Source organism: Paeniglutamicibacter psychrophenolicus, from assembly GCF_017876575.1.
Classification (GTDB): Bacteria; Actinomycetota; Actinomycetes; order Actinomycetales; family Micrococcaceae; genus Paeniglutamicibacter; species Paeniglutamicibacter psychrophenolicus.
On the sequence record NZ_JAGIOE010000001.1, the window covers coordinates 225,227 to 251,461 of the forward strand.

The window sequence follows — 26,235 nt, forward strand, 5'->3', positions numbered from 1 at the left end:
CAAACCCGCAGGGCACGGGGCCGATAATTGCAGGTGGCCCCGATTCGGGACCGAAAGCAGGAAAAACCCAAGAAGGAGCCCGGTGAGCCAGCCACACGATCCCCCCACGAAACTCTTCACCCGGGATTTCCTGCTCGCCGCCACCGCCAACCTGTTCATTTCCATGGTCTTCTACCTCTTGATGACCTCGATGGCGATCTACGCCGTGGACAGGTTCAATGCTTCGGACAGCGCCGCCGGATTGGCCTCGAGCGCCTTCATCATCGGTTCGGTCACCGCGCGTTTCTTTGCCGGCAAGCTGCTGGTGGTCCTGGGACGCAAGCGGCTGATGGTCATCTCGCTGTGCGTGTTCGTGTTGGCCTCGGTGCTCTACATCTTCAGCGACACCATGTGGCTGCTGCTCATCGTCCGGTTTGTCCATGGCATGGCCTTCGGATCGGGCAACACCGCGATCGCCACCGCGGTCCAGGCCATCATTCCCCCGGCACGGCGCAGCGAAGGAACCGGGTACTTCGGCCTTTCCACCACCTTGTCCACCGCGGCGGGCCCCTTCTTGGCGGTGGTGCTGGCCGCAAACGGCAACTACACCTCCGTGTTCGTGTTCTGCACGGTTTCATCGGCGGCCGCACTGGCCTTCGCGTTGATGATGCACATGCCCGAGCCGCCTCGGCTGCACGACAGGCCCGGGGGCGCCCCGCGGCGCGGCAGCTTCATCCGTTCCATCATCAGCCCCGCCGCACTGCCCATCTCCCTGGTGCTGTTGGTCTGCGGCATCGCCTACTCGGGGATCATCTCCTTCCTGGCTCCCTTCCTGATTTCCAGTTCCATGGCCGAGGCCGCCAGCTGGTTTTTCCTGGTCTATGCCGTCACGGTGCTGGTTTCCCGGCTTTTTGCCGGACGCATCCAGGACAGGCGGGGCGACAACGCCATCATGTATCCGCTGCTGGTCGTCTTTGCCCTGGGCATGGCGGCGCTGGCGTTCACTCCGAGCAACCTGACAGTTGCCTCGGCCGCGGCGCTGACCGGATTCGGTTTCGGGGCACTGATGCCCTGTGCCCAGGCCATTGCCGTGAATGCGGTGCCCCCGGCGGAACTTGGCGTAGCGACCTCGACGTTCTTCCTGATGCTTGATGTCGGGATCGGCTTCGGGCCGGTGGCATTGGGATTGCTCATCCCCCATGTGGGCTACACGGGCATGTTCGGGATCCTCGCGGTGCTGTCTGCCCTTGGCATCGCCCTGTATTTCCAGGTCCACGGCCGCCATGCGGGCGGCACCCGGCCCAGGACCGCTTAGCCGAGGGTTCCGAAGATCCGCCCGGGGCTGTCCCGCAAGAAGGCAACGACGGTCCACAGGACCAGTGCCAACGCGGCTGCCCACAGGATCAACAATCCCACCTGCAGGTAGAGGAATGCCCCGACGAAGGACCCCATCGTGATCATGGCCCAGAGTGCGCCGTACGGCAGCCAAGCCCACTTGGGTCCGCCGACCAGTGCCGCCGCCAGGTGCTGGCCCATCTTCACCAGGGCCCCGGTCATGTACGTCAGCCCCACGCTGACTTCGCCGCGGCGCGTATAGGTCGCGTTGATGGCGCCCATGGACATGGCCATCAAGGCCCCTGTCCACACGGCATGGAGCGACCCGAGCGTGGTCAAGGCCGCAGCCACCAGGAAGACCGAGGACACCGAGAGCACCGCTCCGCGCCGGTGCACCGACGGCACCTGGCTGGCCAGGGTCGCCGCGGCCACGCCCAGCACGAAGCTGACCACCAGCCCGATGGCCAAGGCCCACTCGAAGTAGTTTCCTTCTGCAAGTCCCGCGCTGGAACGCGTCGAGTTCCCGCTCATGAACGAGACAAAGTATCCGCCAAAGTGGATGAACGCCACACCATCCACGAATCCGGCAATTGCGGTTAGTCCACTGGCAAAGGCGATTCCCCGCCATCCCAAAGACCGCGCCACGTGTTTTCTCCTCATCCGTGCCCCGGCGCAAAGCAACGCTCCGGGCGGGGCACCCGCAAAATCATGGGTCCGGTGCGCGCTCAAGATCGCTTCCGGCTCCCACCCAGTCTATTGAAGCCCCCAAACCCGGCCGCATCGACGCACGCAGTCCGGGTTTCCAGGTTTTCGCCCGGCCAACTGGAAGTGCGGGCGTCAAGGTGATCCACGCCACCGAACCACAACCGATTCGGGTTGCCCACTTACCATTGAAGTAAGCCCCTTCCAACCAAAGGTTTATTTCCGTGCCCCAATTTTCCCAGGCGCTTGCCCGCGGTCTGAATGTCCGCCACGTCCGATTCATGGCCCTTGGCTCGGCCATCGGCACCGGACTGTTCTACGGTTCCGCATCCGCCATCCAGGCCGCCGGCCCGGCGGTCCTGCTGGCCTACATGATCGGCGGCGCCGCCGTCTTCATGGTGATGCGGGCATTGGGCGAGATGGCGGTGCGGCACCCGGTCTCCGGGTCCTTCGGCCAATACGCTTCCAGGTACCTGGGCCCGTTCGCGGGGTTCATCACCGGCTGGACCTTTGCCTTCGAGATGGCAATCGTGGCAATCGCAGACGTCACCGCGTTTGGCATCTACATGGGCTTCTGGTTCCCGGATGTGCCGCGCTGGATCTGGATCCTGGCCGTGGTCTTCTTCATAGCCGCACTGAACATGATGAAGGTCAAGGTCTTTGGCGAGACCGAGTTCTGGCTCTCGCTGATCAAGGTCTCCGCCATCATCGCGATGATCATCGGCGGGGTGCTGATCGTGCTCTTCGGCTTCGGGCTGCCGGCCGAAGCGAACCCCGGCATCGGGACGATGCTGGCCGCCGGAGGGTTCTTCCCCAACGGCTTCTGGGGACTGTTGGCTTCCTTCTCGATCGTGATGTTTGCCTTTGGCGGCATCGAGACCATCGGCATCACCGCCGGCGAAGCCGAGAACCCCAAGAAGGTCGTCCCCGCTGCGATCAACACCGTCCCGGTTCGCATCTTGTTGTTCTACGTCTGCACCTTGGGCGTGCTGATGATGATCTACCCGTGGAACCAGGTCGGCTCGGAGGGCAGCCCGTTCGTGCAGATCTTCGATTCCCTGGGCATTCCCGCAGCGGCACATATCCTCAACGCCGTCGTGATCACTGCCGCGATCTCGGCCATCAACTCGGACATCTTCGGGGCCGGACGCATGATGTTCGGCCTGGCCCAGCAGGGCCACGCCCCGGCATCCTTCGCCAAGATCTCCCGCAACGGGGTGCCATGGATGACCGTGTTGACCATGGGCATCGTGCTGCTGGCCGGCGTGGTGCTCAACATGTTGCTGCCCGAGTCGCTGTTCCTGATCATCGCCTCGATCGCGACCTTCGCGACCGTCTGGGTGTGGGTCATGATCCTGCTCTCGCACATCGCCATGAAGCGGGCCATCAAGCGCGAGGGGTTGCCCGCCTCGGAGTTCCCCTCCCCCTGGTGGCCGGCCGCCTCCTACGTGGCGCTGGGCTTCATGGGCTTTGTGATCGTGCTGCTGGGCATCATGCCCACCACCCGCGTGGCCCTGGTTGTGGGCACCGTGTGGATAGCGTTCCTCTTCGTCGCATACAAGGTGTGGGTCCGCGGCAAGGGCCATGAACGTGCCGAGCTGGTCGACGAAACCGGGCGCGAATACGTATCGGTCGACGCGCAATAGCGGACAGGATCCCGCAGTTTCATTAGCTGGACCCCCGGACGCCCAATAAGTGGTCCGGGGGTCCTTTTGCATTTTGGTGCAGCATTCCACCAGGGGAATTCGATGCGCGCACCTGCATTTCCAGCAGGGCGGGCAGCCAATCCGCCAATCTCCCGCGCCCGGGATTCCGAAACCTTCCTTACTTCCGGCCGGGCCAGTGGCATCCCGCGCCGATCGGGAGTGGTGACGAAGACCCCTCTGTGGCCCGACCATTGCAGGGAATACGCTCCCCGGCTCGGCTGTTGCCCAAGGTATGACTGAAACCCGCCTGAGCGTTGACATCTATTCCGACATTGCCTGCCCCTGGTGCTTCATCGGCAAGCGCCGCTTCGAGACGGCCGTTGCGGCCCTTCCCTTCGGGGACAAGGTCGACGTGAAATGGCATGCGTTCCAACTGGATCCCTCGCTGCCCGACCACTACGAAGGCAGCGAAGTGGACTACCTGGTCAAGGCCAAGGGCATGCCCGCCGAGCAGGTCGCCGGAATGCTTGAGCATGTCACCGCCCAGGCCGCCGGGGAGGGCCTGGACTACGACTTCGAGGCATTGCGCCCGGCCAACTCCTTCACCGCCTTGCGCCTGCTGGCCTTGGCCAAGGAGCGCAATCTCGGCAACGAGATGAAGGAAGCCCTGCTCTCGGCCCATTTCGAGAAGGGCGTGGACACCGGCAGCACCGCGGCGCTGCAGGCCATCGCCGATTCCGTGGGCCTCGACGCGGCGGAATCCGCCGAGGTGCTCGCCGGGGACAAGTACGCCGACGCGGTGCGGGCCGATGGTGTGCGTGCCCGCGAGCTGGGCGTCACTGGCGTGCCCTTCTTCGTCTTGGAGGACAAGTACGGGATTTCCGGCGCCCAGCCGGCGGAGGTCTTCGAACAGGCTCTGAACCAGGTCTGGAAGGAAATCGGAGGCGAGACCCTGCAGATGCTCGGCACCCCCTCACCCGACGGTGAGGTGTGCGGTCCCGAGGGCTGCAACTAATCCCCCTTATTTGTCTTTCTGCTCCGTCGACGGCTTTGCATCGTCCTTCGGCTTCGGCGGGGTGCAACCAAGCTTCCCGGGCTTCTTGTTGACCGATTTTTCCTTGACCAGGTCCTTGTACTTGGTGCCAACGACCAGGTCCACGGTCTTCCCCGGGCGCTTGGGATCGTAGACGTAGGTCAGGTCCTTGATGTGCCGCTGAACCGTCATGGCCTGGGCGTAACCGTCGGGCCCGGAGGTCACGGCGCCCACCACCTCGACGTTGGACAGGCGCGCGTTGCCCACGTCCCCGACCTTGAATCCGCGTTTCTTCAGCTTCGTTGCCGTGGCGCCGGCCAGGCCGGAAACCTGCGTGGCGTTCATGACGTTGACCTTCATCTTGGCCGGGTCGACATAGTTGAACTTCGTGGTGGGGCAGGCCTCGTTCACCGCAACCGGGGCCTCGGCAACCGGCTTGGGCTCAAGCGCATCGATGATCAGGGAACGGGTGTTGACCATGTATGCCAGGACCAGGGACGCGATCAGGACCAGCAGGATAAACGTGAGGATGATTCCGTGGCGGATGGTGCGCCGCTTCTTGATCCTGGCATCCGTGGTGAACTCGGGGCTCGCCAACTGGTCTTCGGAGATGATTCGGTGGCCGTGCCAATCGTTTGGATCGGTATTGCGCGCCAAGGTCTCCCCTAGTCTTCCAGCACCAGCACGCGGGCGTGCAGGATCGAACGTTGGTGCAGGGCCGTGCGGACGGCCCGGTGCAGTCCGTCTTCCAGGTAGCGGGTGCCCTTCCACTGCACGACGTGCGGGAACAGGTCCCCGAAGAACGTGGAGTCCTCGGCCAGCAACGCGGCCAGGTCCAGGGTGCTCTTGGTGGTCACCAGCTCGTCGAGGCGCACCTGCATGGGCGCAACGGAAGACCAGTCCTTCGGGGTGACGTAGCCGTGTTCCGGGTACGGGCGCGAATCGCCGACAGATTTGAAGATCACTTGACCAGCTTAGGAAACTTCCAGCGACATTTGGGCCGATCAACGGATTTTTGTGCGAGTCGCGGATTTTGGAGGCGGTTTCACAGCCTGCGTCAAGGGTTCCGACGCATGGATTCACACTACGGAACGGGACGTAACCTTCACTGTCACAAACCAGCCGACCGGGTGCATTCTTGATGCATGAGTACAGTTCTCACCACCGTTCCGGTCCTAGACATGTCTACCGCACGTCGCGCCGATGGCAGTTTTGATGAAGGTTTCATTACGGCCCTGCGCGACGCCGCCCACCGCGTGGGCTTCTTCCAGATCACCGGCTTCGGCGCCGGCGAAGGCACGACGCAGAACTTGCTCAAGACCCTGGCAGAGTTCTTCGCCCTGCCCGTCGAGCAGAAGCTGGAACTGGACAACCGCACCTCGGCACAGTTCCGCGGCTACACCCGGCTGGGGGCCGAAATCACCCGCGGCCGTGCCGACTCGCGTGAACAAATCGACTACGGGCCCGAGCGCGAGGTCCTCACCGACGTACCGGCCGAAGCGCCCTACCTGAACCTGCAGGGACCCAACCAGTGGCCGGCCCGGTTCCCGCAGCTGGAAACCGCCGCCATGGAATGGGCAACGCTGATGAACCGCGTCGGTGCCGAGCTGCTCTCCGCACTGGCCGTCGGCCTGGGCCTGCCCCGGGAATACTTCGATGAGCCCTTCGCCGAGACCCCGGCCTGGATGGGCAAGCTGGTGCATTACGTCGGTGGCGGGGTCGTCCCGGGCGCCGGAACCCAGGGCGTCGGCGCCCACGCCGACTACGGTTTCATCACCCTGCTGCTGCAGGACGCGGTTGGCGGGCTCCAGGTCCAGCCCTACGGCCAGGACGAGTGGATCGAGGTCGAACCGATCGAGGGCGCGCTGGTGGTCAACATCGGCGAGATGCTCGAGGTCGCCACCAACGGCTACCTGATGGCCACCATCCACCGGGTCACCGCTCCACCGGCGGGAGTGGACCGCTATTCGGTCCCCTTCTTCTACTCGCCGCGCCTGGACTCGGTCATCAACACCGTGCCGCTGCCGGCCGAGCTTGCCGCCGAGGCCCGCGGCATTTCCGACGACCCGCAGAACCCGATGCTGGCTTCCTACGGCGCCAACGTCCTCAAGGGCTGGCTTCGCGCCCACCCGCAGACCGCCAAGGCGCACTACCCGAACCTGGTGAAGTAGACCTTCCGCATGCGGGCATGTAGCGGGTGACTTGGTCGTCCGCATCCTGCTCGGCCCGGTCACAAGTCCATGGGCAGACCGCGACGGAACCTATGCTGTACCTATGAGTGCCACGAATACGGGCCGGCAGCGCCACACGGGAGCCAGGTTGCCGTCGCTGATCTCCCGGCTTGTCACCAAGGGCGTCCCGTTTGCCGACCTGCCGCTGCGCCGCAAGGCCGGCTGGTCGCAAACACCCATGCTGCTGGCGGTGGCCATCGCCTGCATCCTGGCGGCCATCACGGCCCCCGGGGAAATCTACGGGGACGGGCATTTCGTGGCAGGGGTGCTGCTGACGCTGCTCAACAGCGTGCTGGCCTGGACCGTCCCGTGGACGCGGCTCGGCCCGCAGTCGTACCTTTCGATCCCCGCGCTCGGGTTGGTGGCGGCAACCCTGATGGCGATCGGCGCCTATCCCTGGCTCACCGGGGTCAGCTTGTTCATTGCCTTCCCGGTCTTCTGGTTTGCCTGGTCCGGGGTCATCCCGCGCACGACGCTGTTGCTTTCGTTCGTCGTGCCGCTGGCCGCGACCTGGCTGCAGTTGTGGCACCATCACGTTTCTTTCTCGCTGGAGACCATGGCCAAGCCGTTGCTCGTCCCCCTGGCCATCCTTGCGCTGGCCACCACCACGGTCATCGCCGCACACAACGCGACACTGGCCGAACGGCAGCTGCGCGCGACACTGGCCAGCAGCAAGCGGCAGACCCACCTGCTGAACGCCGTGCTCAATGCCGCAAACGTCGGCGTCGTTGTGGTGGATCGCGACGGCCACGACGTGTTCATGAACGACGTCCAGCGTTTCCAGCACCGGTATGCCACCCCGGAGAGCAACCCCAACCCCAACGAGTCCCAGCTGCTGATACGCGCGGTCTCCTCCGACTACGAGCCGGTTGGCGAGCTCCTGGATCCCCATGACCGGCCGGTCATCCGCGCGATCCGCCAAGAGGAGTTCACCGACGAACTATTTGCGATAGGCCCGCTCTCCAACCCCATGTACCTGTCCACCTCGGCCCGCTCGTTCTTTGGCGAAGACGGTGCCTACGACGGTGCGGTGACCATGTTCAAGAACATCACCCCGCTCATCGAGGCGTCAAAGACCCGCGACCGCTTCCTGGCCAACGTGAGCCACGAGCTTCGCACCCCGCTGACTTCGATCCTGGGCTACCTCGAACTGCTCCAGGACGATGCCGGTCTGGACCACGCCCACAAGCATTCCGTGGATGTGATCTCACGGAATTCCGAGCGGATGCTGCACATGGTCAACGACCTGCTCGCCGCGGCGGCCGGACACCACCAGGTCAATATCGTCGCCATGGACCTCGGAGCGGTGATCCACGCCCAGATCGAGTCCCTGTTCCCGCGTGCCGATACCGCGGGGATCGCGTTGCTCGAGGGAAACCTATGCCACGAGGCAGTGCTGGGCGATCCGTTGCGCCTGGGGCAGGTGGTGGACAACCTCGTGTCCAACGCCATCAAGTACACCGACGCGGGGGGCTCCGTCACGGTGGAGATGAGCTGCAACAGCAAGGAGATCTCGCTCCGGGTCATCGACACCGGGCACGGGATGTCCGATGAGGACCTCCAGGGCCTCTTTACCCGCTTCTTCCGCACCGACAGAGCCAGGCGCTCCGGGCTTCCTGGTGTCGGCCTTGGACTGGCAATAAGCCAAGAGCTGGTCAATGCCCATGGCGGGACGATCACGGCCGAAAGCAAGCTGGGCGCGGGAACGACCATGACCGTCACCATGCCGCGCAAGTCCCCGGACCCCGGCACGGGGTCCTCGGTCCGCCCGCTGGGCTTTCCGTCCATGCACCCGGACTCTCGCCACTGAAACGGCGGCTTAAAAACAAAGTGTGAGTTCAAGGTGCACCTGAAACTCACACTTTGCCAGGTTCGTCGAGTCCACTCACGCCCCCATGATGCGAGTGAAGAACCTTGAATTGGTATTCGGGGACTCATCACTTTCCCCGTTGCCGGCGGCGCGGATTCACCCGATCCTTCAGCAATCAACACTATTCCTTGTCAACATCAATTTTTCGTCCAAACGCAGGCAATATTGCCGCACAGTATCCTCAAGAATCTTGGAGACTTCCTTGAGGTGGTCTTGAGCGTTTTTGGGGCCCGTTCGTGAGCTTTGCGCAGCATGATGGGACCATGAGGTTCCTGCCCATTTCCCCTGACGACGCGGTGTGCACGCAGACCCTGGGAAAACTGTGCTCGGAACTGGGACCGCAATCCGTCGACGAGTTCATTGCCCAATTCAAGTCGCTTCTGCCCATGCGAATCACACGGCTGAACCAGGCGCATTCCACGCATGACGCAAGCGCGGGACAGGATGCCGCGCTCTCCTTGAAGTCCGCGGCAACCATGGCCGGAGCCCACGGCCTGGCCTGGCTGGCTTTTCTACTCCACGACGCTTTTAGGGACGATCAGCGGGACGTCCAGGGCGAACTCATTGGCCGCATCGAGCGGGCCGGGGGCACGATCCTTGCGGTGTTGGGCGCACCCGGATTCGCCGAGCACGCACTAAGGGCATATCTCGGGTCGGCTAACGTCTAGCCACCGCGCGGTAGCCAACCCCGCGCACGGTTTCAATCCAGCGCGGTTCCTGGGCCGAGTCGCCCAGCTTGCGCCGCAGGTTCCCCACATGCACCTCCACGGACCGCTCGTCGGACGCCGAGACGTAGGTTCCTGCGTCGGAATCCTCGTTGCGCAACCGCCTCACCAAATCTGTTTTGGTACGGATGTGGCCCTTGGCCCCCAGGAGCGATTCGAGCAGCGTGAACTCCGTCGGCGTGACGACTTTCGCTTCCCCGTCAACATGGACCGAGTAGGTGGCCACATTCACGACCAACCCGTTGAGGCTGCGCAGGTGGGCCTCGTCGGTGGCCGCCTCGTCCTGGGCCAGGGCCGCAGGTCGGCTCTCGCCGGGCGTGGCGCCGTTTGCCGTGCCGCCGAGGCTCGTGCGCCGGCGCATGATCGCATCGACCCTGGCACGCAGCTCTCGAGGGCGGAACGGCTTGGTGACATACTCGTCGGCGCCTGATTCCAGTCCCAGGACCGTGTCGATTTCGTCGGACCGTGCCGTGAGCATCAGGATGTGCGCGTCGGAGACGCTGCGGATCCGTCGGGCGGTTTCGAATCCGTCGATGTCCGGCAAACCGATATCCAGGGTGACCAGATCGGGATGGTGGGATTCAACCAATTCCACGCCGGCAACCCCCGAGTCCGTGGAATGGACGTCAAACCCGGATTGCTGCAGGACAACCTCCAGCAACCCCCGGATGTCGGCGTCGTCTTCCACGACCACTGCGATACGGCGTTCGGTCAACACACTCACCTCTTCAGCTACGTTCGGTTGGTGCCATCAACTTTCGCCAATGCACTGGTCGTTAGTCTAACGATTTCCCGATCGAGTGGTGCAGCTTAAACGAAATCGGCCTTGACGAGATTTCTCAAGTCAAGACCGATTCCGTATCCGCGGAGGATGGGGGATTTGAACCCCCGAGGGCGTGAACCCAACACGCGTTCCAGGCGTGCGCCATAGGCCGCTAGGCGAATCCTCCAGCTTGCTCCAAAGAGCAGGTTCCAGCATAGCGGACAATTTCGATGACAACTAATCGACGCTCGAAGCCCACCCCCAAAAGCCTCTTCGGGCAACCCCGCGCCCTTTCCCGCACACCCCCGGATGGCCCAGGCCGCACTCCACAGCCGGGCGGGGGCCGGGCGCGGGAAGGACCGTGCCGGGTTGCACTGGAACATGGGAAAATTTGCGGCGCACCATAGCAATTCAGGGCCCGAAGGAGGTGGCGTGCCGCCTGCCGGGTCTCGCTACTATGCCGGGATGGATGGCACCTGGAGCACCACTGTGGAAGCATTCCTGGCCCGGAACCCCCTCATGAGGGCAGTAGCGAAGCTCACATCGATCCATTCCCCGCGAACCCCGGCACAGGGCCTGGACCAGCTGCGCGAGCTCAGTCGGATCCGCGCCATGATCGACGGGCTCGAGTCCACATTGCTGGCCGACACCTCCGAAATGGTGCAGCGCGGCATGCCAACCCCGCTGTCGGAGGAAAACCCCACGCTCTTTGACTACAAGCGCGAGATCGAGGAACACGGCTACCCGCTCTCCCGGCTGGACCAGGACCTGAACCGATCCTCGTTCGCGGCCGAGGCCGCCATGGTCACCAGGACCTCGGAGCACTCCACCTTCAACAGGCTGGCCACCGCCGAGGGCCTGCGGACCGTGCACGAGGCCTCCCTCTTCGCCTTGTACACCGGCTCCATCACCTCACGCACGGCCGCAGCGCTGGTGAAACAGACCCGCGGCATCCCACGCGCAACCGCCCAACAAATCGAGGCGAGCCTGCTTCCCACCGCGACCACCGCCTCCGACGCGGCCATGGCATTGCGCATCAAGCGCGCCCGGGAGCGCCTGCATCCGGAACCGGCCGCGGACCGCAGGTCGCGGGCGGAGACGGGACGTTCGCTGGTGTGGTGGCCCGAAGAAGACGGGATGGCGGTGCTGCAGGCCTACCTGCCCGCCGAGGACGTGCTGGCCATTTACAACACCGTTTCCACGCACGCCAACCTGTTGCTCCCGGGCGAAGCCGTCCGGGCGCTGGGCCAGCTGCGTGCTGACGTCTTCAGGGATTCGCTGCTCGAGGGCTGGCCCGGGCAGACCACGAAGAAGCCCCCGCCCTTTGTGGGGTTGACAATCCCGGCGCTGGAGCTGCTGGCCAACCCGGAGCGCGGGACCGCCAATCTTGAGGGGTATGGCCCCATACCGATCGGTGTCGCGGTGCGGTTGGCCGCCGCGGCGCCGTCGCTGCGGCCCATTCTCACCGACCCGTGGACCGGCTCCGTCCTGGATCTGGGCCGCAAGCGCTACAAGCCCTCGAAGGCGTTGCGTGATTTCCTGCGGGTGCGCGACGAGCATTGCCGGTTCCCCGGCTGCCGGCGGGCCCCGGAGCTCTCCGAATTCGACCACATCGACGACTGGGCAACCGGAGGCGGGACCTCGGCGCGCAATGCCCAGCTGTTGTGCAAGCGGCACCAGATCTACAAGCATGTGTTGGGCTGGCAAGCGGTGTACCTGGGCAACGGTTCGCTGCAATGGCGCACCCCGCACGGTCTGACCCAGCTGGAGCTGCCCGACGGGTTGCTGTACCCCCGACCCCTAGGCCCCGAAGCGCCGCCGATCCAGCTGATGCTGCCCGGAACCACGATCGATGCGCAAACCAAGCGGCTGCTGGGCTGGAACGAGTCCGAGAAGATCCCGGGGATCGGCGACGACGCCCCCGAGCCGTGAAGGCAGGAAAACGTGAGCCGATCGACGCATGCGGATTTCGGGCCTGGGCCCTGTCTCGGGTAGACTATTTGACGGCCCCTCATGTGGTGTCATCCTGTTGAACTCCCCCAGGACCGGAAGGTAGCAAGGGTAGATGGGCTCTGGCAGGTGCATGAGGGGCCTTTACTATTTTCCCGCGACGGGTGTTGGCCCCACCACCTCGAATCCGGGAGTCGAAAGGGAGTAGGTCCATGGGTTCCGGACGGTTCGCTCCCAGCCCCTCGGGAGAACTGCACCTGGGCAACCTGCGCACCGCGATCCTGGCCTGGCTCTTCGCCCGCTCCACCTCACGCGGATTCCTCATGCGCGTCGAGGACCTCGACAGGGCACGTGCCGGCGCCGAGGAACTCCAGCTTGCCGACCTCGCCGCCATCGGGCTCACCTGGGACGGAGAAATCGTGAGGCAGTCCGAGCGCTCCGGCCTCTATGCCGAGGCCCTTGGCGATCTGCGGGCCCGCGGCCTGCTCTATGAATGCTTCTGCACCCGGCGCGACATTGCCGAGGCCTCCAGCGCCCCGCACGCCGCACCAGGAACCTACCCCGGGACCTGCCGGGATCTCACCGAGGCCGAACGGGCCGCCAAGCGCGGGCTGCGGCCGGCGGCATGGCGGCTGCGCACCGAGGCGGAAACCTTCACCGTCACCGACGTGCTGCACGGCCAATACACCGGGGTCGTGGACGACTTCGTGGTGCTGCGCAACGACGGGGTCCCGGCCTACAATCTGGCGGTGGTCATCGACGACGTGGCCCAGGGCATCGACCAGGTGGTCCGCGGCGACGACCTGCTCTCCTCGGCCCCGCGGCAGGCCTATCTGGCCCGGCTGTTCGGTGCCGAACCTCCGGTGTACGCCCATGTTCCCCTGGCCCTGAACGCGGCCGGCAAGCGCCTGGCCAAGCGCGACGGGTCGGTGACCCTCGGCCAGCTGGCACATGTCGGAATCGACGCCGCGGCGGCCCGCGCCATGATCCTTGCCTCATTGGGGTTGCCCGGCGACTCGCTCTCCGCGGCGCTGGCGGCCTTCGATCCGGCACTGCTGCCCACGCAACCGTGGGTCTTCACAACCGATCCGGGTGCGCATGCATCCGGAAAACCGATAGGGTGGCCCTCGTGAGTACAGCTCTTTACCGTCGCTACCGTCCAGACAATTTTGCGGACGTGATCGGGCAGGAACATGTCACCACGCCGCTGATGACGGCCTTGGAAAAGAACCGGGTCAACCATGCCTATCTCTTCTCGGGTCCGCGCGGCTGTGGCAAGACCACGTCCGCCCGCATCCTGGCCCGCTGCCTAAACTGCGCCCAGGGCCCTACGCCGACCCCGTGCGGCACCTGCCCCAGCTGCATCGAGCTGGCCAGCGGCGGCCCGGGCTCCCTTGACGTGATCGAAATCGACGCGGCGTCCCACGGCGGCGTCGACGACGCCCGCGACCTGCGTGAACGCGCCACTTTTGCCCCGGTGCGCGACAGGTACAAGATCTTCATCATCGACGAGGCCCACATGGTCACCTCGGCCGGCTTCAACGCCCTGCTGAAGATCGTCGAAGAGCCGCCGGAGCACATCAAGTTCATCTTCGCGACGACCGAGCCGGACAAGGTCATCGGCACCATCCGCTCGCGCACCCACCACTACCCGTTCCGCCTGGTCCCGCCCGAGCCGTTGATCAAGTACCTCGAGTACCTGTGCACGGCCGAGGGCGTCACCGTGGCCCCGGGCGTGCTCTCGCTGGTCATCCGCGCAGGCGGCGGGTCGGTGCGCGACTCGCTGTCCGTGCTTGACCAGCTGATCGCCGGCGCCGGGCCCAACGGCCTGGACTACGAGCTGGCGGTTTCGCTGCTCGGCTACACCCACGCCACGTTGCTCGACGATGTCGTCGACGCACTGGGCGCCGGGGACGCGGCAACCGTGTTTGCCGCCGTGGACCGCGTGGTGCAGACCGGGCACGATCCGCGACGATTCGTCGAGGACCTGCTCGAACGCTTCCGCGACCTGATCATCGTGCGCGCGGTTCCCGAGAACGCCGCCCAGATCATTCGCGGCCTGCCCGAGGACCAGCTGCACCGCATGCAGGCCCAGGCCGCGGGACTCGGCCAGGCCGAGCTCAGTCGCTGGGCCGATGTCACCAATGCGGGCCTGACCGAGATGACCGGTGCTACGTCGCCGCGCCTGCACCTCGAGCTGCTCTGCGCCCGCCTGCTGCTTCCGGCCTCGGACGCCACCGAACGTGGTTTCAACGCGCGCATGGACCGGATCGAACGCCGCCTGGCCTACGCAGGCGACGATCTTCCGCCGATGCCGGCCGGCGACTCCGGCCAGCCGGGCCATGGCGGTTCCAACGCCGGTTTCGAGGGCGAATCCTCGGGCCAGGGTGCGGCCGCGGTACGCGAGGCCCTGCGCGCGGCCCGTGCGCAGAAGGAAGGCGGCGGCGCCGAGGCGCCGGCAACCCCGGCAATCCCCGATGCCCCGGCTGCAAGGGAAGCCGCACCTGCACCGTCCGCACCCGCGGAAGTTGTCATCCAGCCGGTCGACGAGCCATCCCAAGCCCCGGTTTCGGCCGCTCCCGCCGCCGCTGCACCCGCACCGGAAACATCGGCGGCACCGGCCCCGTCGACACCCGTTGCTGAAGCTCCCGCCGCCGGGGAACCTGCCGGGCACTCCCCCGATTGGGGTGGAACCTGGGGACCGGTTCCCGAGGGCCCCGTCAACCCCGTCACCGAGCCGGTTTCGCCCGCCCAGGGCACCCCGGTGCACCCGCCTGCCAATGTGCCGCCGTTCAGCATCCTGCCCGATCGCGCCCCGGAGACCGAGGGCGAGCCCGCAGCCCCGGCACCCGAACCAGCACCGCTGCAGCAAAACCAAGCCATGGCGGATTTCACCAAGAAGGTCAAGGAGGAGCAGGCCGCCAAGGAGCGCGCCGCCGCCGAGCAGGCCATGGCCGAACGTTCCGCCCAGGAACGGGCTGCCGCCGAACAGCGAGCAGCCGCCGAGCGAGCCGCACAGGAACGCGAGGCCCAGGAACGTGCCGCGCAAGAACGTGCCGCAGCCGAGCAGCGAGCCGCGCAACAGCAACAGCAACAGCAGCAACAGCAACAGCAGCAACAGCAACAGCAGCAACAGCAACAGCAACAGCAGGCTGCCACCCAGCCGCAGAATGCGCAGCAATTCGCCGCGCAGCAGCAGGGCCAACCACAGCAGCACCAAGCCCCCGGGCAGCAACGCCAGCAGCAGGGGCAGATGCCTCCGCAGCAACAGCAGGGGCAGCCGCAGGGGCAGATGCCTCCGCAGCAACAGCAAAACCAGGCACCACGGCAGCAGCAGCCACCGGCCACTCAGCCGCAGCAGGGCCAGGGCCCGGCAGCACACTCCGGCGGCACCGGCTCGGTGGAAATGTTCCGCCGCGCCTGGCCCGACATCCTGGAAGAGCTCAAGAGCAACAAGCGGTTCGTCTGGATGATGGTGGCGCCGAATGCGTCGGTCACGGGCTTTGACGGCCGCACGCTGACCGTGAGCTTCGCGCACACCGGCGCCATGACCGCGTTCACCGCGCGGGCGGACAACGTTGCGATCCTGGGGCAGAGCATCCAGAAGGTGCTCGGCGTGAACATAGAGTTGGTCATCGCAGAGGGAGGCTCCGCACCCGCGGGTGGTTCTGGCCCAAAAGTTGATCGCCGGCCCGAGCCGGCGGTGACCACTGGTCCAGCTGAATCCGCACCACAGCAGCACACCGCCCCTTCCCCTTCCAGTGCGCCCGCTCCGAGCCAACCCGGCCGGGGAGCCGCACCGGCACCTGCCGTCCAGGGCGAGCCCTCCGGGCCCGCGCCTTCCGTGGCAACCGCACCCTCGGTGGCATCCGCGGCTCCGGCTGCTCCGCAACCGGACGCCCCGCAGCCGGTCGCCCCGCAGCCTGCAGCCGCATCGGCTGAACCGGCGCCGACCCCGCCTCCGGTGGCCGAGCCGCCCATCGCGGATGCCTCCGCCGAGGACCCCGGCTTCGGACCGGAACCCACCTGGGATTCAGAGCCGTGGGATGACGGCGGCGGCGACTGGGACGCTTCCTCCGTGCCGGTGCCCGACTGGGAAGGGGAACTGGGAACCCCGGTTGCCGGACCTGCCGTCGAGGACGATCCCTCGGGAGCGGCCGGCGCCTCGCTGCCGGCGGCCCCGCCTCCGGCGACCCCCAAGGGCTACGTCGCCCCGGCCCCGTCCCTGGGTGCCGCCGACCGCCCGGTTGCTCCTCCCCCCGGCGCATCGGCCGCCACCTGGGGCATGCCGGTTCCGGCTCCCGTCCCGGCCGCCGAGGAACCAGGCGCCCCGGTGCCCGCCAACGGCGGCAAGCTCAGCCGCTACCAGCGTTTGATGAACCGGGCCGCGGGGATCACCGATTCGCATCCGGCACCCGTGCATGCCCCGATCACCACCGATCCGTCGGCCGGCGCCTGGGGCAACCCGGACGACGCCCCGGATTTCGCCCGCCCGCGGACAACGCCGCCTGCGGACCAGCGCCCGCAGGCACCGGTTGCACCAGTAGAATTGGATGAGACGGAGTTCGTCCCCAGTGACGACGACATCGAGATCGAGGATTCCTCGCTGATCGGTGTCCCCGCCATCGAGCGCATCCTCAAGGGCCTCGTCATCGAGGAACGCGACGCGCAGGGCAACGTGATCGAGCGCCCCAACCGGCCTCGATGACGGCCCGCCGGCCGGGACCAAGCGTCGGGGCCGGTGTGTAGTGTCTGGTGCACGCAAACAAGGTCGCAGCGAACAGCAAGATTAGGCAGTGTGAATCCAAGTGTACGAAGGCGCAGTCCAGGAACTGATTGACGAATTGGGAAGGCTTCCGGGCATCGGCCCGAAGTCGGCCCAGCGCATTGCCTTCCACATCCTCGAAGCGGATGCGGAGGACATGAAGCGCCTGGCCCAGGTCATCTCCGTGGTCAAGGAACGGGTGAAGTTCTGCACCGTGTGCTTCAACGTCTCCGAGTCGGAGACCTGCTCGATCTGCCGCGACGAACGACGGGGGGACGACATCATCTGCGTGGTCGAGGAGTCCAAGGACGTCATCGCCATCGAGCGCTCGCGCGCCTTCACCGGCAGGTACCACGTGCTGGGCGGGGCCATCAACCCGATCAACGGGATCGGCCCGGAGCAGTTGCACATCCGCGAGCTGATCGCCCGGCTGGGAGATGAGCGCATCACCGAGATCATCCTGGCCACCGACCCGAACCTGGAGGGCGAGGCGACGGCCACCTACCTGGTGCGCACGCTGCGCCCGCTGGGCATCAAGATCAGCCGGCTGGCCTCCGGCCTGCCGGTGGGCGGGGACCTGGAGTACGCCGACGAGGTCACCCTGGCCCGCGCCATCGAGGGACGGCGCAACACCGCGCAGCCGGCCCCCGCCGCCCCGCTGGTGCGCACCGCCCCGCCGTCCCAGGAGCCGGTATCCGCGTCCTAGCCGCGCAGTCGCTCCATCTTCGGATCGAAGAGCGGGTCCGCGGCCACCGTCGCCGGTATCCGCCGGCCGAAGTACTCGATCTCGACCTGGTCCCCCTCCACCGTGGAGGCCGGCAGCCAGGCGTAGGCCAGCGGCGTGCGCACCGTGTAGCCGTAGGCGGCACTGGTCACGTAGCCGGCCGGGTTCCCTTCGAGGTAAACCGGCTCCTTGCCCAGCACCATCGAGGTCCCGTCGTTGATGGTCAGGCAGCGCAGCGCCCGCTCCGAGGGCTGGTTGCGCAGCACGTCCACGGCCTGCGCCCCCACGAACCCGGTCTTGTCCTTGGCGATGGAGAAGCCCAGCCCGGCCTCGAACGGGTGGTGCTCGGGGGTCACGTCGGTGCCCCAGAGCCGGTAGCCCTTTTCCAGCCGCAGCGAGTTGAACGCCCCGCGCCCGGCGGCGATGATCCCGTGTTCGGCTCCGGCCGCAAAGAGCACGTCCCAAAGCTTCTGTCCGGTCTCGGCGCTGGCGTAGAGTTCCCAGCCGAGCTCGCCCACGTAGGACAGCCGCATCGCGGTGACCGGGATCCCGCCGATGACCACCTCGGCGCTGCGGAAGTACTTCAGCGAATCGTTGGAGAAGTCGTCCGCGCTGACCTTGGCCATGACCTCGCGGGCCAGCGGCCCCCACAGACCGATGCAGCAGGTGGCACCGGTGATGTCGGCAACGTGCGCCCAGGCCCCCGGGTCCGTGGCCGCCTGGCGGCGCGCCTCGACGGTGAAGTAGTCCAGGTCGATGTTCCCGTTCACTCCCAGCTGGAAGCGCTCCTCCCCCAGCCGCGCGATCGTCACGTCGCTTCGGATACCGCCATCCGCGTTCAGCAGCAGGCAATAGGTGACGGCACCCGGCTTCTTGGCGATGTTGCCGGTGCTCAGGCGCTGCAGCAGCGCCAGCGCGCCGGGCCCGGTGATCTCCAGTCGCTTGAGCGGGGTCATGTCGTACATGGCCACCGCGGTGCGGGTCCGCCAGGCCTCGGCCGCGGAGATCTCGGAGTGGAACTGGTTGGACCAGAAGTCGCGCGCCGGGGACCGCCAGCCATCGGGCATTGTCTCGAGCAGGTGCCGGTTGGCCTCGAACCAGTGCGGACGTTCCCAGCCGGCGGATTCCAGGAAAAAGGCGCCGAGTTCTTCCTGGCGGGCCCGGAACGGGGCCGAGCGCAGGTCCCGGGGTGAGGTGCGCGGCTCGAGCGGGTGGCGGATGTCGTAGATCTCGACGAAGTTCTGCTGGGACGTCTCCGAGATGTATTCCCTGGTGGTTTGCACCGGCTCGAAGCGGGTCACCTCGCCCTCGTGCAGGGAAATGGAGGACTGCCCGTCGATCAGCAGCTCGGCCACGGCCCGGGCGATGCCTGCCGAGTGGGTCACCCAGACGGCCTCGGCCACGTAGAAGCCCTCCAGCGCCGGGGCCGCACCCACCAGCGGGCCGCCGTCCGGGGTGAAGGAGAAGATCCCGTTGAACCCGTCCTCTATCGACCGCTCGCCCAATGCGGGCAGCAGCGCCTTCGAGTCCTCCCAGGAGGGCAGGAAGTCCGCTTCGGTGAAGTCCAGCCGCGAGGGCATCTCGTGCTCGCTCATGTCCTCGGCCGGCACCTTCGCCAGGGAGTCCAGGGCCACCGGCATCGGGCGGTGGGCGTAGGAACCGATGCCGATCCGATCCCCGTGCTCACGGTAGTACAGGTCCTTGTCCTGGTGGCGCAGGATCGGCAGGGACGCCCCGTGGGGCCCGGCGTTGCGCCCGGCGAGCTCCGGCAGCGCATCGGTGGTGACGTATTGGTGGGCCAGCGGCAGCAACGGCACGCGCATCCCGATCATGTCCCCGATGGCAGGTCCCCAGAACCCGGCGCAGGAGACCACGATGTCGGCCTCGATGACGGTGTCGTCCCCGATCCGCACCCCGGTGACCCTGCCGCCGGCCTGCTCGATCCCGGTGACGGTCGTGTCCCCCAGGAACCGCACCCCGGCCGCGGTGGACTTCTCGATGAGCAGTTGCACGGCGCGGGCCGCGGACGCCAACCCGTCGGAGGGAACCAGGAAGCCGCCGAGCACCGCATCCTCATCCAGCAACGGGTGGAGCCGCTTGCATTCGGCCGCATCGACCAGCCGCGATTCCAGTCCCCAGGAGGTGGCGAATCCGTGCCGGCGCGCCAGCTCCTCGAGCCGTGCGGGGGTGGTGGCTATTTCCAGCCCGCCGACCTGGTTGAAACAGGAGGTGCCGTCCTTCTTCAGGGACAGCAGCTTTTCGACGGTGTAGCTGGCGAACTCGGTCATCGACTTGGACGGGTTGGTCTGGAAGACCAGGCCCGGGGCGTGGGAGGTGGATCCGCCGGCCAGGTGCAGGGGGCCCTGCTCGATGACGGTGGTGTTTGTCCAGCCGCGGACGGCCAGCTCGTCGGCCAGGTTCGCGCCGACGATTCCGGCCCCGATGATCACGACGTTCGGTGCTTGGTTCATGGGAATGCTCCTTCTCGGGGGGGTGTTTAGCGGAAGACGACGGTGCGGGTGTTGTTCAGCAGGATGCGGTGCTGGCAATGCCAGGTGATGGCCCGGGCCAGGGCCTGGGCCTCGGCGTCCCGGCCGATCCGCGCCAGGGCGTCGGCGTCCGGGACGTGGTCGACCCGGAACACCTCCTGTTCGATGATCGGGCCCTCGTCCAGCGACTCGGTGACGTAGTGGGCGGTGGCCCCGACCATTTTCACGCCGCGCGCGTAGGCCTGGTGGTAGGGCTTGGCGCCCTTGAAGCCGGGCAGGAACGAGTGGTGGATGTTGATGGCCCGCCCGTGCAGCGCGGCGGTCAGCTCGTTGGAGAGCACCTGCATGTAGCGGGCCAGCACCACCAGGTCCGCCCGCTGTTCGCCGATGACTTCCTGGAGCCGCTCCTCGGCGGCGGGCTTGGTCGCGGCGGTGACCGGAATGTGGATGAACGGCAGCCCGGCGGCCTCGGCCATGGGGCGCAGGTCCTCGTGGTTGGAGACGACTGCCACCAGTTCGGCACCGAGCGTTCCGGTCCGCCAGCGGTAGATCAGGTCGTTGAGGCAGTGCCCGAACTTCGAGACCATGACCAGCACGCGCTGCGCCCGCCCGTCGTGGAACGCGAAGTCCATGTCGAACTCCCCCGCCAGCCGGCCGAACGCAGCTTCCATCGTCCCGGCGGTTTCCCGCGGATCGCCTCCGGCAAGCGCGGTGCGCAGGAAGAGCCGGCCGCCGACGTGGTCGTCGAATTGCTGGTGCTCGGCGATGTCGAAGCCGGCATCGTCGAGGAACCCGGTCACGGCCCGCACGATTCCGGGCTTGTCGGGGCAGGAGAGGGTCAGGACGAAGCGGACGCTGCGCGGGTGCGTGGCGTCGGCGGTCGCTTCCGGCTCGCGGGTCGTGGTGGTCACGTTGGTTGCTCCCTTGGGTCGCTGAAAGGTGGATGGTTGTTGGTTGATGGTGGCCTGTGGATCGCGGAGGTTCATCAGGCGTCGGTGCCCCGGCCCGGGCAACGGGCCTCCGCTTCACAGGTCTCGGTGCAGTCGTGCCTGGTCACCAACTTGAATGGCACCCCGCCGTGTTCATCCACACCGCTGCGGATGGCCCGTTCGACCACCGAGTCGGCCAGTCTCTTGCGCAGCGCCAGCGGGTCGCGACGCAGGTCCTTGACCAAGGCGATGCACAGGACGAACATGACGATCGCGAAGGGAAGGGCAGAGACGATGGTGATGTTTTTCAGGCCGTTCAGCGCCTGCCCGGGGTCGTCCCCGCCGGCCAGCAGCATGATGGCTGCCACCGCACCGGTGAGCACGCCCCAAAACACGATCACGCGCTTGGAGGGTTCCATGCGCCCATTGGTGCTCAGCGAGCCCATCACGATCGAAGCGGAGTCGGCGCCGGTGACGAAGAAGATGCCGACCAGGACCATCGCCAGGATGGCAATGGCCAGCGTGACCCCGGGTCCGGTGCCAAGATGCTGGATCAGATCGAACATGGCGCCCTCGAAGTCAATGGACGGTTCCCCGTCGACCATGCTCACCATCGAGCCGGAGGCCCCGCCGGATGCTTCGGCCTTGAGCTGGACGTCGAAGGCGGCTCCGCCGAAGATCGAGAACCAGATGACGGACACCAGGGACGGGACCAGCAGCACGCCGGTGACGAACTGGCGGATGGTGCGTCCGCGGCTGATCCGGGCGATGAACATGCCCACAAACGGTGCCCAGGAAACCCACCACGCCCAGTAGAAGATGGTCCAGCCCGACATCCAGGCCCGCACCGATTCGTCTCCGGCGGACTCGGTGCGGGAGGCCATCGATGGCAGGTCACGGACGAAGTCGCCGATGGCCGAAGGAATCAGGTTGAGGATCAACAGCGTGGGGCCGAGCACGAAGACGAGCACCGCCAGCAGCAAGGCCAGGATCATGTTGATGTTGGAGAGCCACTGGATGCCCCTGGCGATCCCCGAGACGGCGGAAAGCACGAAGCAAATGGTCAGCGCGGTGATCACCGCGACCAGAACCGGGGAGCCAACCTTGCCGACCCAGCCGTTGAACTCGATGCCGCTGGCGATCTGCATGGCCCCAAGCCCCAGCGAGGCGGCTGTTCCGAAGAGCGTGGCGAAGATGGCCAGGATATTCACGATCTTGCCGGCCGGCCCCTCGACACGCGGGCCGAACAGTGAAGTGAATGCGGAGGAGATCAGCTGGCGGCGCCCCAGCCGGAAGGTCGAGTAGGCCATCGCGATGCCGACCACCGCGAACATCGCCCACGGGTGGATGCTCCAGTGGAAGATGGAGGTGGCCATGGCCGTCTGGATGGCCTCGGGGGTGCTCCCGTCCACGGTTCCCGGGGGCGGAGAGACATAGTGGTAGAGCGGTTCCGCCACGCCGTAGAAGACCAGTCCGATGCCCATGCCGGCGCTGAACATCATCGAGATCCAGGAGACGGTGCGGAACTCGGGCTTTTCCCCGTCCCGGCCGAGCGGGATGTTCCCGAAGCGGCCCAGGGCCAGCCAGAGCACAAAGATCACGAAGAACGAGGCCAGCGAGACAAACAGCCAACCGGTGTTCTCCGTGACCCAGGACAATGCCACGCTGGAGGCCGCCGAGAGAGAGGCGGTGTTGACCAGCCCCCAGATGACGAAGGCCAGCGCGAAGGCTCCGGCAACGCCGAAGGTGACCTTGTCCAAACCCTCGGGCAGACGCGGTATCACCCGCAGTGCCTTCCGTTCCGATTCGCTGTCTTTCAACTCCTGCAGGATCATGCTGTCGTCCGCTGGCGGGCGCACCATTTCCGGTTCCTCGGCCAGTTCCGCCTCGGGCACATCCGGATCGTCGGACAAGGTTTCATCGGTGTTCACTGCCATGTGGGTTTCCTTTGACTGGGGATTCGAATTGCGTCTTTGGAGCCAGGTGGAGCCGTGGAACGGGGATATTCACCCAACGCGGGAGCGCTATTTGCGGTGGATGGCGCCGGTCGAAAGGATTGCCTGTTGCGTGGTCGGTGCGGTCAAGAAAAGGTGAACCTTGTTTCGCATCGATCAACAGCAAGCGCCTCGAGCAACAATCGTGGCCCACCTCACATTGCAAAGTCAAGGGATCGCGAACTAATGAAAGTGGCTGGCTGGATGAGATGCGTGCCTGACGGAGAAACGTGCACGAGAAGTTCCGACACGTGCGACTTATGCGTGCAACTGATGTGTGGGCCCGCGCGCTGGGTGGAAGCCCGAGAAATTGCTGGCGGGACCCTTGCCTGGAAGTTTTCCCCTGCTTCCGCAGGGCAGGGGTCCTGCAAACGGGCGTCGCCGGGGGAATCAGGGGCCGAAGGCCGACGGCATTGACGCCCGTGAAGCAGCTGGGATTGCCATCAATGGCCCGGTCCCCATGTCCGGACGTGGCAGGTTTCGACGGGACGCCAGCGGCGGCCTATCGGTCACAAACCCGTCCGGCATCCCTCGATACCGAAAACCGCTGATTCAGGACCTTTGTTGCCTACAGGGAGGAATCCACGCGGCATGTTGCAGAACGATGGCCCGAGATCCCCAGACGATTGATGGCTTCGGACGCGCCGAACCACCTGCTCTCATCGCCACCAAGAGTCCAAGCCGATGATCACGCGGTGTCACAGGTCGCTTTCCAGCCGCTCGGTGAGGATTCGCTTCGCCCGAGCCTGGAGGATGACGAGGGACTCCTTGATGAGCGGTGATCCGAGGCTGCCCTTGCGCACGGCGGCGACGATCCTGCGCGAGGGCCGCCCCCTGCCCGATATGGGCAGTCGAGTCACGTTCTCCGCATTTCCCAGGGTCGCCAGGCGCGGCAGCAGTCCAACTCCCAGTCCCGCGCCGACAAAGGCGATCTGGGTTTCCCATTCGACGGCCTCATGGGCAATTCTCGGAGTGACGCCAACGGCAGTGAACGCCGCAGTGAACAGCGAATGGTAGGTGGACCCGGGGGCTTCCGTGATCCAAGGGTCCGTCGCCAGCTCTTCGAGCGTCACTGTTTCCCGTGACGCCAGGGGATGGTCGGAGGGAAGGATCACGTCGAGGGGATCATTGAGCAGCGTTGTCTGCTCAAAGCGTGGATCCTCCTCAACGTACGTCTCGGACTGCATGGCCACGATGACCGCAAGGTCGATTCGCTCGGCAACCAACAGATCGAAGCACCGTGCCGGATTCGCCTCGAGCACCTGGACCTCCAGCGACGGGCGTGCCTTACGCAGGGTGGCTGCAAGCGGCGCGAGCAGTTGGGCAGCCGCGGTGGAAAAGCCGCCGAGCCCCAATCGGGACTGCACCTGGTCGCCGGCCTCCAGGGCCGCGGCGCGCAGTCTCTCCCAGTGCGTAATCAGCGTGTCCGAACCCTCCACAAGAAATCGCCCCGTGGCGGTCAACCGGACGCCCCGTCCGTCCTTTGCCAAAAGCTGCATTCCGAGGACGCGCTGCAGTTCCCGCAACTGCGCGGAGACGGCGGAAGGTGAATAGCCAGTGAGCTCCGCGGTTCCTGCGACGGTGCCGCATCGGGCGAATACCCTGAGCGTGGTGATTCGTGAATCGATCATGCACACATTGTGCATCATTATCTCCAAAATCTTGCGCTTTTATTGCAGATCGAGGATCCCTAACCTCATGAGTAAGACGAGTTCGACAGCTGCGGTGACAACAATCACCCCGTGGTCCACGGCCCACGCACGCAAACCCATTCCTCCGAGGAGTAATTACATGCCTGCTTCAGTGAACGTGCCTCTGTCTTCACGAGGCAAGCTCGCTTCGTCATTGCCCGCAGAGCAGCTGGCAGAAATCACCGAGTTGTTCGAGCATCGGCGCGCCGGCTATTCCCTCGACGCCCCCTTCTACACCGATCCGGCGATTTTCAAGATCGACATGCAGGCCATTTTCGGCCAACACTGGATCTTCGCCGCAAGTGTTGCCGAGCTCCCCGAGCCGGGGGACTACGTCACCGTCGACTACGGCCCCTACTCCTTGATCGTCCTGCGCAACGACGAGGGCGGCGTAAACGTCATGCACAACGTGTGCCGCCACCGCGGGGCACGGGTCCTGACCGAATCGGCCGGGAGCACCGGCAACATGGTCTGCGGCTACCACTCCTGGACCTACTCGCCCAACGGCGACCTGATCCATGCCTCCGCTCCCGGGGAAACCAATTTCGATAAGAGCTGCTTCGGCCTCAAACGCGCCCACAGCCGCGAATACGCCGGACTCATCTTCGTCTGCATGGCGGACGAGCCGCCGGCCGATTTCGATGAAACGGCCAAGATCTTCGAGCCCTACCTCGCGCCCCACGACCTGGCCAAGACGAGGGTCGCCTACCAGCAGAACATCATCGAAGAGGCGAACTGGAAGCTCGTGATGGAGAACAACCGGGAGTGCTACCACTGCGACGGCCACCCGGAACTCGCCTGTTCCCTCTTTCCCACCTGGGGCCTGACGGAGGGCCTCATCCCGCCACATCTCGAAGAAGTGTGGGACCGCAACAAGGAAGCCCAGGCCGCGCTCGAAAAGCGCTGCCAGCGCTACGGCATTCCCTACGAGGTCGTCGAGGAGCTTGACACCCGCGTGGCGGGAATCCGCATCTCCCGCGAATCCCTCGACGGCGACGGCGAGTCGTTCTCGCCCGACGGGCACCGGCTCTCCAAGAAGCTGCTTGGGGACCTGCGCGATTTCCGCCTCGGCCGCTGCTCGATGCACCTGCAACCCAACAGCTGGTTCCACTTCCTCGGCGACCACGCCATCACGTTCGCCGTGTTCCCCGTCAACGAGCACCAGACGCTGGTGCGCACCACCTGGCTGGTGGCCGACGATGCCGTCGAAGGCGTCGACTACGACCTCGAGAAGCTCACCCACACCTGGAAGCAGACCAACCTGCAGGACAAGGCTTTCGTGGAACTGTGCCAGAAGGGCGCAAGCAGCCCCGCCTACGAGCCCGGCCCGTACATGAAGAGCGAATACCAGGTCGAGGCCTTCATCAACTGGTACGTCCAGCGTGTGCAGGAACACCTGTCGTGACCAT

Annotated in this window: 19 protein-coding genes, 1 tRNA gene and 1 other RNA gene; 12 read left to right on the forward strand and 9 right to left on the reverse strand. The window is 65.9% G+C overall.

From position 1 onward, the window contains the following. The first annotated feature begins 82 nt into the window (after nt 1–82). Nucleotides 83–1,294: an MFS transporter gene (locus JOF46_RS00965; protein WP_209905612.1), complete on the forward strand. Its 1,212-nt coding sequence runs from the start codon at nt 83–85 to the stop codon at nt 1,292–1,294. Here the strand turns inward: JOF46_RS00965 and JOF46_RS00970 are convergent. Further along, nucleotides 1,291–1,959, reverse strand: coding sequence for a YoaK family protein (locus JOF46_RS00970; RefSeq protein WP_209905613.1), 669 nt, complete (start codon nt 1,957–1,959; stop codon nt 1,291–1,293). The genes JOF46_RS00965 and JOF46_RS00970 overlap by 4 nt on opposite strands. A gap of 281 nt (nt 1,960–2,240) precedes the next feature. Between JOF46_RS00970 and JOF46_RS00975 the strand changes: the two genes are divergently transcribed. Continuing rightward, nucleotides 2,241–3,662, forward strand: a complete 1,422-nt coding sequence (locus JOF46_RS00975) for an amino acid permease (RefSeq protein ID WP_209905614.1) — start codon at nt 2,241–2,243, stop codon at nt 3,660–3,662. Between the two features lie 292 nt (nt 3,663–3,954). Beyond that, complete coding sequence (locus JOF46_RS00980) at nt 3,955–4,677, forward strand: DsbA family oxidoreductase (RefSeq protein WP_209905615.1); 723 nt, start codon at nt 3,955–3,957, stop codon at nt 4,675–4,677. 6 nt (nt 4,678–4,683) lie between these two features. On the opposite strand, the gene JOF46_RS00985 is transcribed toward JOF46_RS00980, so the two are convergent. Both JOF46_RS00985 and JOF46_RS00990 read right to left on the reverse strand, forming a co-directional pair. Then, the gene (locus JOF46_RS00985) at nt 4,684–5,352 is read right to left on the reverse strand and encodes a LytR C-terminal domain-containing protein (RefSeq protein ID WP_209905616.1); all 669 of its coding nucleotides are present in this window, start codon (nt 5,350–5,352) and stop codon (nt 4,684–4,686) included. 8 nt (nt 5,353–5,360) lie between these two features. Continuing rightward, the gene (locus JOF46_RS00990; protein WP_071214717.1) at nt 5,361–5,660 is read right to left on the reverse strand and encodes a type II toxin-antitoxin system VapB family antitoxin; all 300 of its coding nucleotides are present in this window, start codon (nt 5,658–5,660) and stop codon (nt 5,361–5,363) included. Between the two features lie 180 nt (nt 5,661–5,840). On the opposite strand from JOF46_RS00990, the gene JOF46_RS00995 reads away from it, so the two are divergent. From JOF46_RS00995 to JOF46_RS01005, 3 genes are all read left to right on the forward strand, one after another. Beyond that, nucleotides 5,841–6,866 (forward strand): isopenicillin N synthase family dioxygenase, encoded by a 1,026-nt coding sequence (locus JOF46_RS00995; protein WP_209905617.1) that lies wholly within the window; start codon nt 5,841–5,843, stop codon nt 6,864–6,866. Nucleotides 6,867–6,969: 103 nt separating this feature from the next. Beyond that, nucleotides 6,970–8,736, forward strand: coding sequence for a sensor histidine kinase (locus JOF46_RS01000; RefSeq protein WP_209905618.1), 1,767 nt, complete (start codon nt 6,970–6,972; stop codon nt 8,734–8,736). Between the two features lie 323 nt (nt 8,737–9,059). Next, a complete protein-coding gene (locus JOF46_RS01005) occupies nt 9,060–9,464 on the forward strand; it encodes an Hpt domain-containing protein (RefSeq protein WP_209905619.1) in 405 nt (134 codons plus the stop codon). On the opposite strand, the gene JOF46_RS01010 is transcribed toward JOF46_RS01005, so the two are convergent. Both JOF46_RS01010 and JOF46_RS01015 read right to left on the reverse strand, forming a co-directional pair. After that, nucleotides 9,454–10,236: a response regulator transcription factor gene (locus JOF46_RS01010; RefSeq protein WP_209911406.1), complete on the reverse strand. Its 783-nt coding sequence runs from the start codon at nt 10,234–10,236 to the stop codon at nt 9,454–9,456. The genes JOF46_RS01005 and JOF46_RS01010 overlap by 11 nt on opposite strands. A 150-nt stretch (nt 10,237–10,386) precedes the next feature. Continuing rightward, nucleotides 10,387–10,471 (reverse strand) — tRNA-Ser (locus JOF46_RS01015). A 332-nt stretch (nt 10,472–10,803) separates the two neighbouring features. On the opposite strand from JOF46_RS01015, the gene JOF46_RS01020 reads away from it, so the two are divergent. From JOF46_RS01020 to recR, 5 genes are all read left to right on the forward strand, one after another. Beyond that, nucleotides 10,804–12,216 carry an HNH endonuclease signature motif containing protein gene (locus tag JOF46_RS01020; RefSeq protein ID WP_209905620.1) on the forward strand — a complete coding sequence of 471 codons (1,413 nt, stop codon included), beginning with the start codon at nt 10,804–10,806 and terminating at the stop codon, nt 12,214–12,216. Between the two features lie 70 nt (nt 12,217–12,286). Beyond that, an RNA gene (gene ffs / locus JOF46_RS01025) (signal recognition particle sRNA small type) lies at nt 12,287–12,383 on the forward strand. Nucleotides 12,384–12,446: 63 nt separating this feature from the next. After that, on the forward strand, nt 12,447–13,367 hold the full coding sequence (gene gluQRS / locus JOF46_RS22065; RefSeq protein ID WP_245347958.1) for a tRNA glutamyl-Q(34) synthetase GluQRS: 921 nt from the start codon (nt 12,447–12,449) through the stop codon (nt 13,365–13,367). After that, nucleotides 13,364–16,942 carry a DNA polymerase III subunit gamma and tau gene (locus tag JOF46_RS01030; RefSeq protein ID WP_342592325.1) on the forward strand — a complete coding sequence of 1,193 codons (3,579 nt, stop codon included), beginning with the start codon at nt 13,364–13,366 and terminating at the stop codon, nt 16,940–16,942. The genes gluQRS and JOF46_RS01030 overlap by 4 nt, the downstream gene beginning before the upstream one ends. A gap of 100 nt (nt 16,943–17,042) precedes the next feature. Continuing rightward, a complete protein-coding gene (gene recR / locus JOF46_RS01035; RefSeq protein ID WP_071214710.1) occupies nt 17,043–17,705 on the forward strand; it encodes a recombination mediator RecR in 663 nt (220 codons plus the stop codon). Here recR and JOF46_RS01040 read toward each other — a convergent pair. From JOF46_RS01040 to JOF46_RS01055, 4 genes are all read right to left on the reverse strand, one after another. Further along, a complete protein-coding gene (locus JOF46_RS01040) occupies nt 17,702–20,194 on the reverse strand; it encodes a GcvT family protein (RefSeq protein WP_209905622.1) in 2,493 nt (830 codons plus the stop codon). The two genes, recR and JOF46_RS01040, sit on opposite strands and share 4 nt — an antisense overlap. A 26-nt stretch (nt 20,195–20,220) precedes the next feature. Beyond that, a complete protein-coding gene (purU, locus tag JOF46_RS01045) occupies nt 20,221–21,123 on the reverse strand; it encodes a formyltetrahydrofolate deformylase (RefSeq protein WP_342592326.1) in 903 nt (300 codons plus the stop codon). Between the two features lie 74 nt (nt 21,124–21,197). Beyond that, nucleotides 21,198–23,078 (reverse strand): BCCT family transporter, encoded by a 1,881-nt coding sequence (locus JOF46_RS01050; RefSeq protein WP_209905624.1) that lies wholly within the window; start codon nt 23,076–23,078, stop codon nt 21,198–21,200. 755 nt (nt 23,079–23,833) lie between these two features. After that, nucleotides 23,834–24,766 carry a LysR family transcriptional regulator gene (locus JOF46_RS01055; RefSeq protein WP_209905625.1) on the reverse strand — a complete coding sequence of 311 codons (933 nt, stop codon included), beginning with the start codon at nt 24,764–24,766 and terminating at the stop codon, nt 23,834–23,836. Between the two features lie 160 nt (nt 24,767–24,926). Here JOF46_RS01055 and JOF46_RS01060 point away from each other — a divergent pair, with 160 nt between their 5' ends. Continuing rightward, the gene (locus JOF46_RS01060) at nt 24,927–26,231 is read left to right on the forward strand and encodes an aromatic ring-hydroxylating oxygenase subunit alpha (RefSeq protein WP_209905626.1); all 1,305 of its coding nucleotides are present in this window, start codon (nt 24,927–24,929) and stop codon (nt 26,229–26,231) included. Nucleotides 26,232–26,235 lie beyond the last annotated feature (4 nt).

Excerpts from the sequence above, each read along its gene's own strand:
- JOF46_RS00980 (WP_209905615.1), top strand. The coding sequence starts at position 3,955 with ATGACTGAAACCCGCCTGAGCGTTGACATCTATTCCGACATTGCCTGC.
- JOF46_RS00995 (WP_209905617.1), top strand. The coding sequence starts at position 5,841 with ATGAGTACAGTTCTCACCACCGTTCCGGTCCTAGACATGTCTACCGCA.
- JOF46_RS01000 (WP_209905618.1), top strand. The coding sequence starts at position 6,970 with ATGAGTGCCACGAATACGGGCCGGCAGCGCCACACGGGAGCCAGGTTG.
- JOF46_RS01005 (WP_209905619.1), top strand. The coding sequence starts at position 9,060 with ATGAGGTTCCTGCCCATTTCCCCTGACGACGCGGTGTGCACGCAGACC.
- JOF46_RS01020 (WP_209905620.1), top strand. The coding sequence starts at position 10,804 with ATGAGGGCAGTAGCGAAGCTCACATCGATCCATTCCCCGCGAACCCCG.
- gluQRS (WP_245347958.1), top strand. The coding sequence starts at position 12,447 with ATGGGTTCCGGACGGTTCGCTCCCAGCCCCTCGGGAGAACTGCACCTG.
- JOF46_RS01040 (WP_209905622.1), bottom strand. The coding sequence starts at position 20,194 with ATGAACCAAGCACCGAACGTCGTGATCATCGGGGCCGGAATCGTCGGC.
- JOF46_RS01050 (WP_209905624.1), bottom strand. The coding sequence starts at position 23,078 with ATGGCAGTGAACACCGATGAAACCTTGTCCGACGATCCGGATGTGCCC.
- JOF46_RS01055 (WP_209905625.1), bottom strand. The coding sequence starts at position 24,766 with ATGATCGATTCACGAATCACCACGCTCAGGGTATTCGCCCGATGCGGC.
- JOF46_RS01060 (WP_209905626.1), top strand. The coding sequence starts at position 24,927 with ATGCCTGCTTCAGTGAACGTGCCTCTGTCTTCACGAGGCAAGCTCGCT.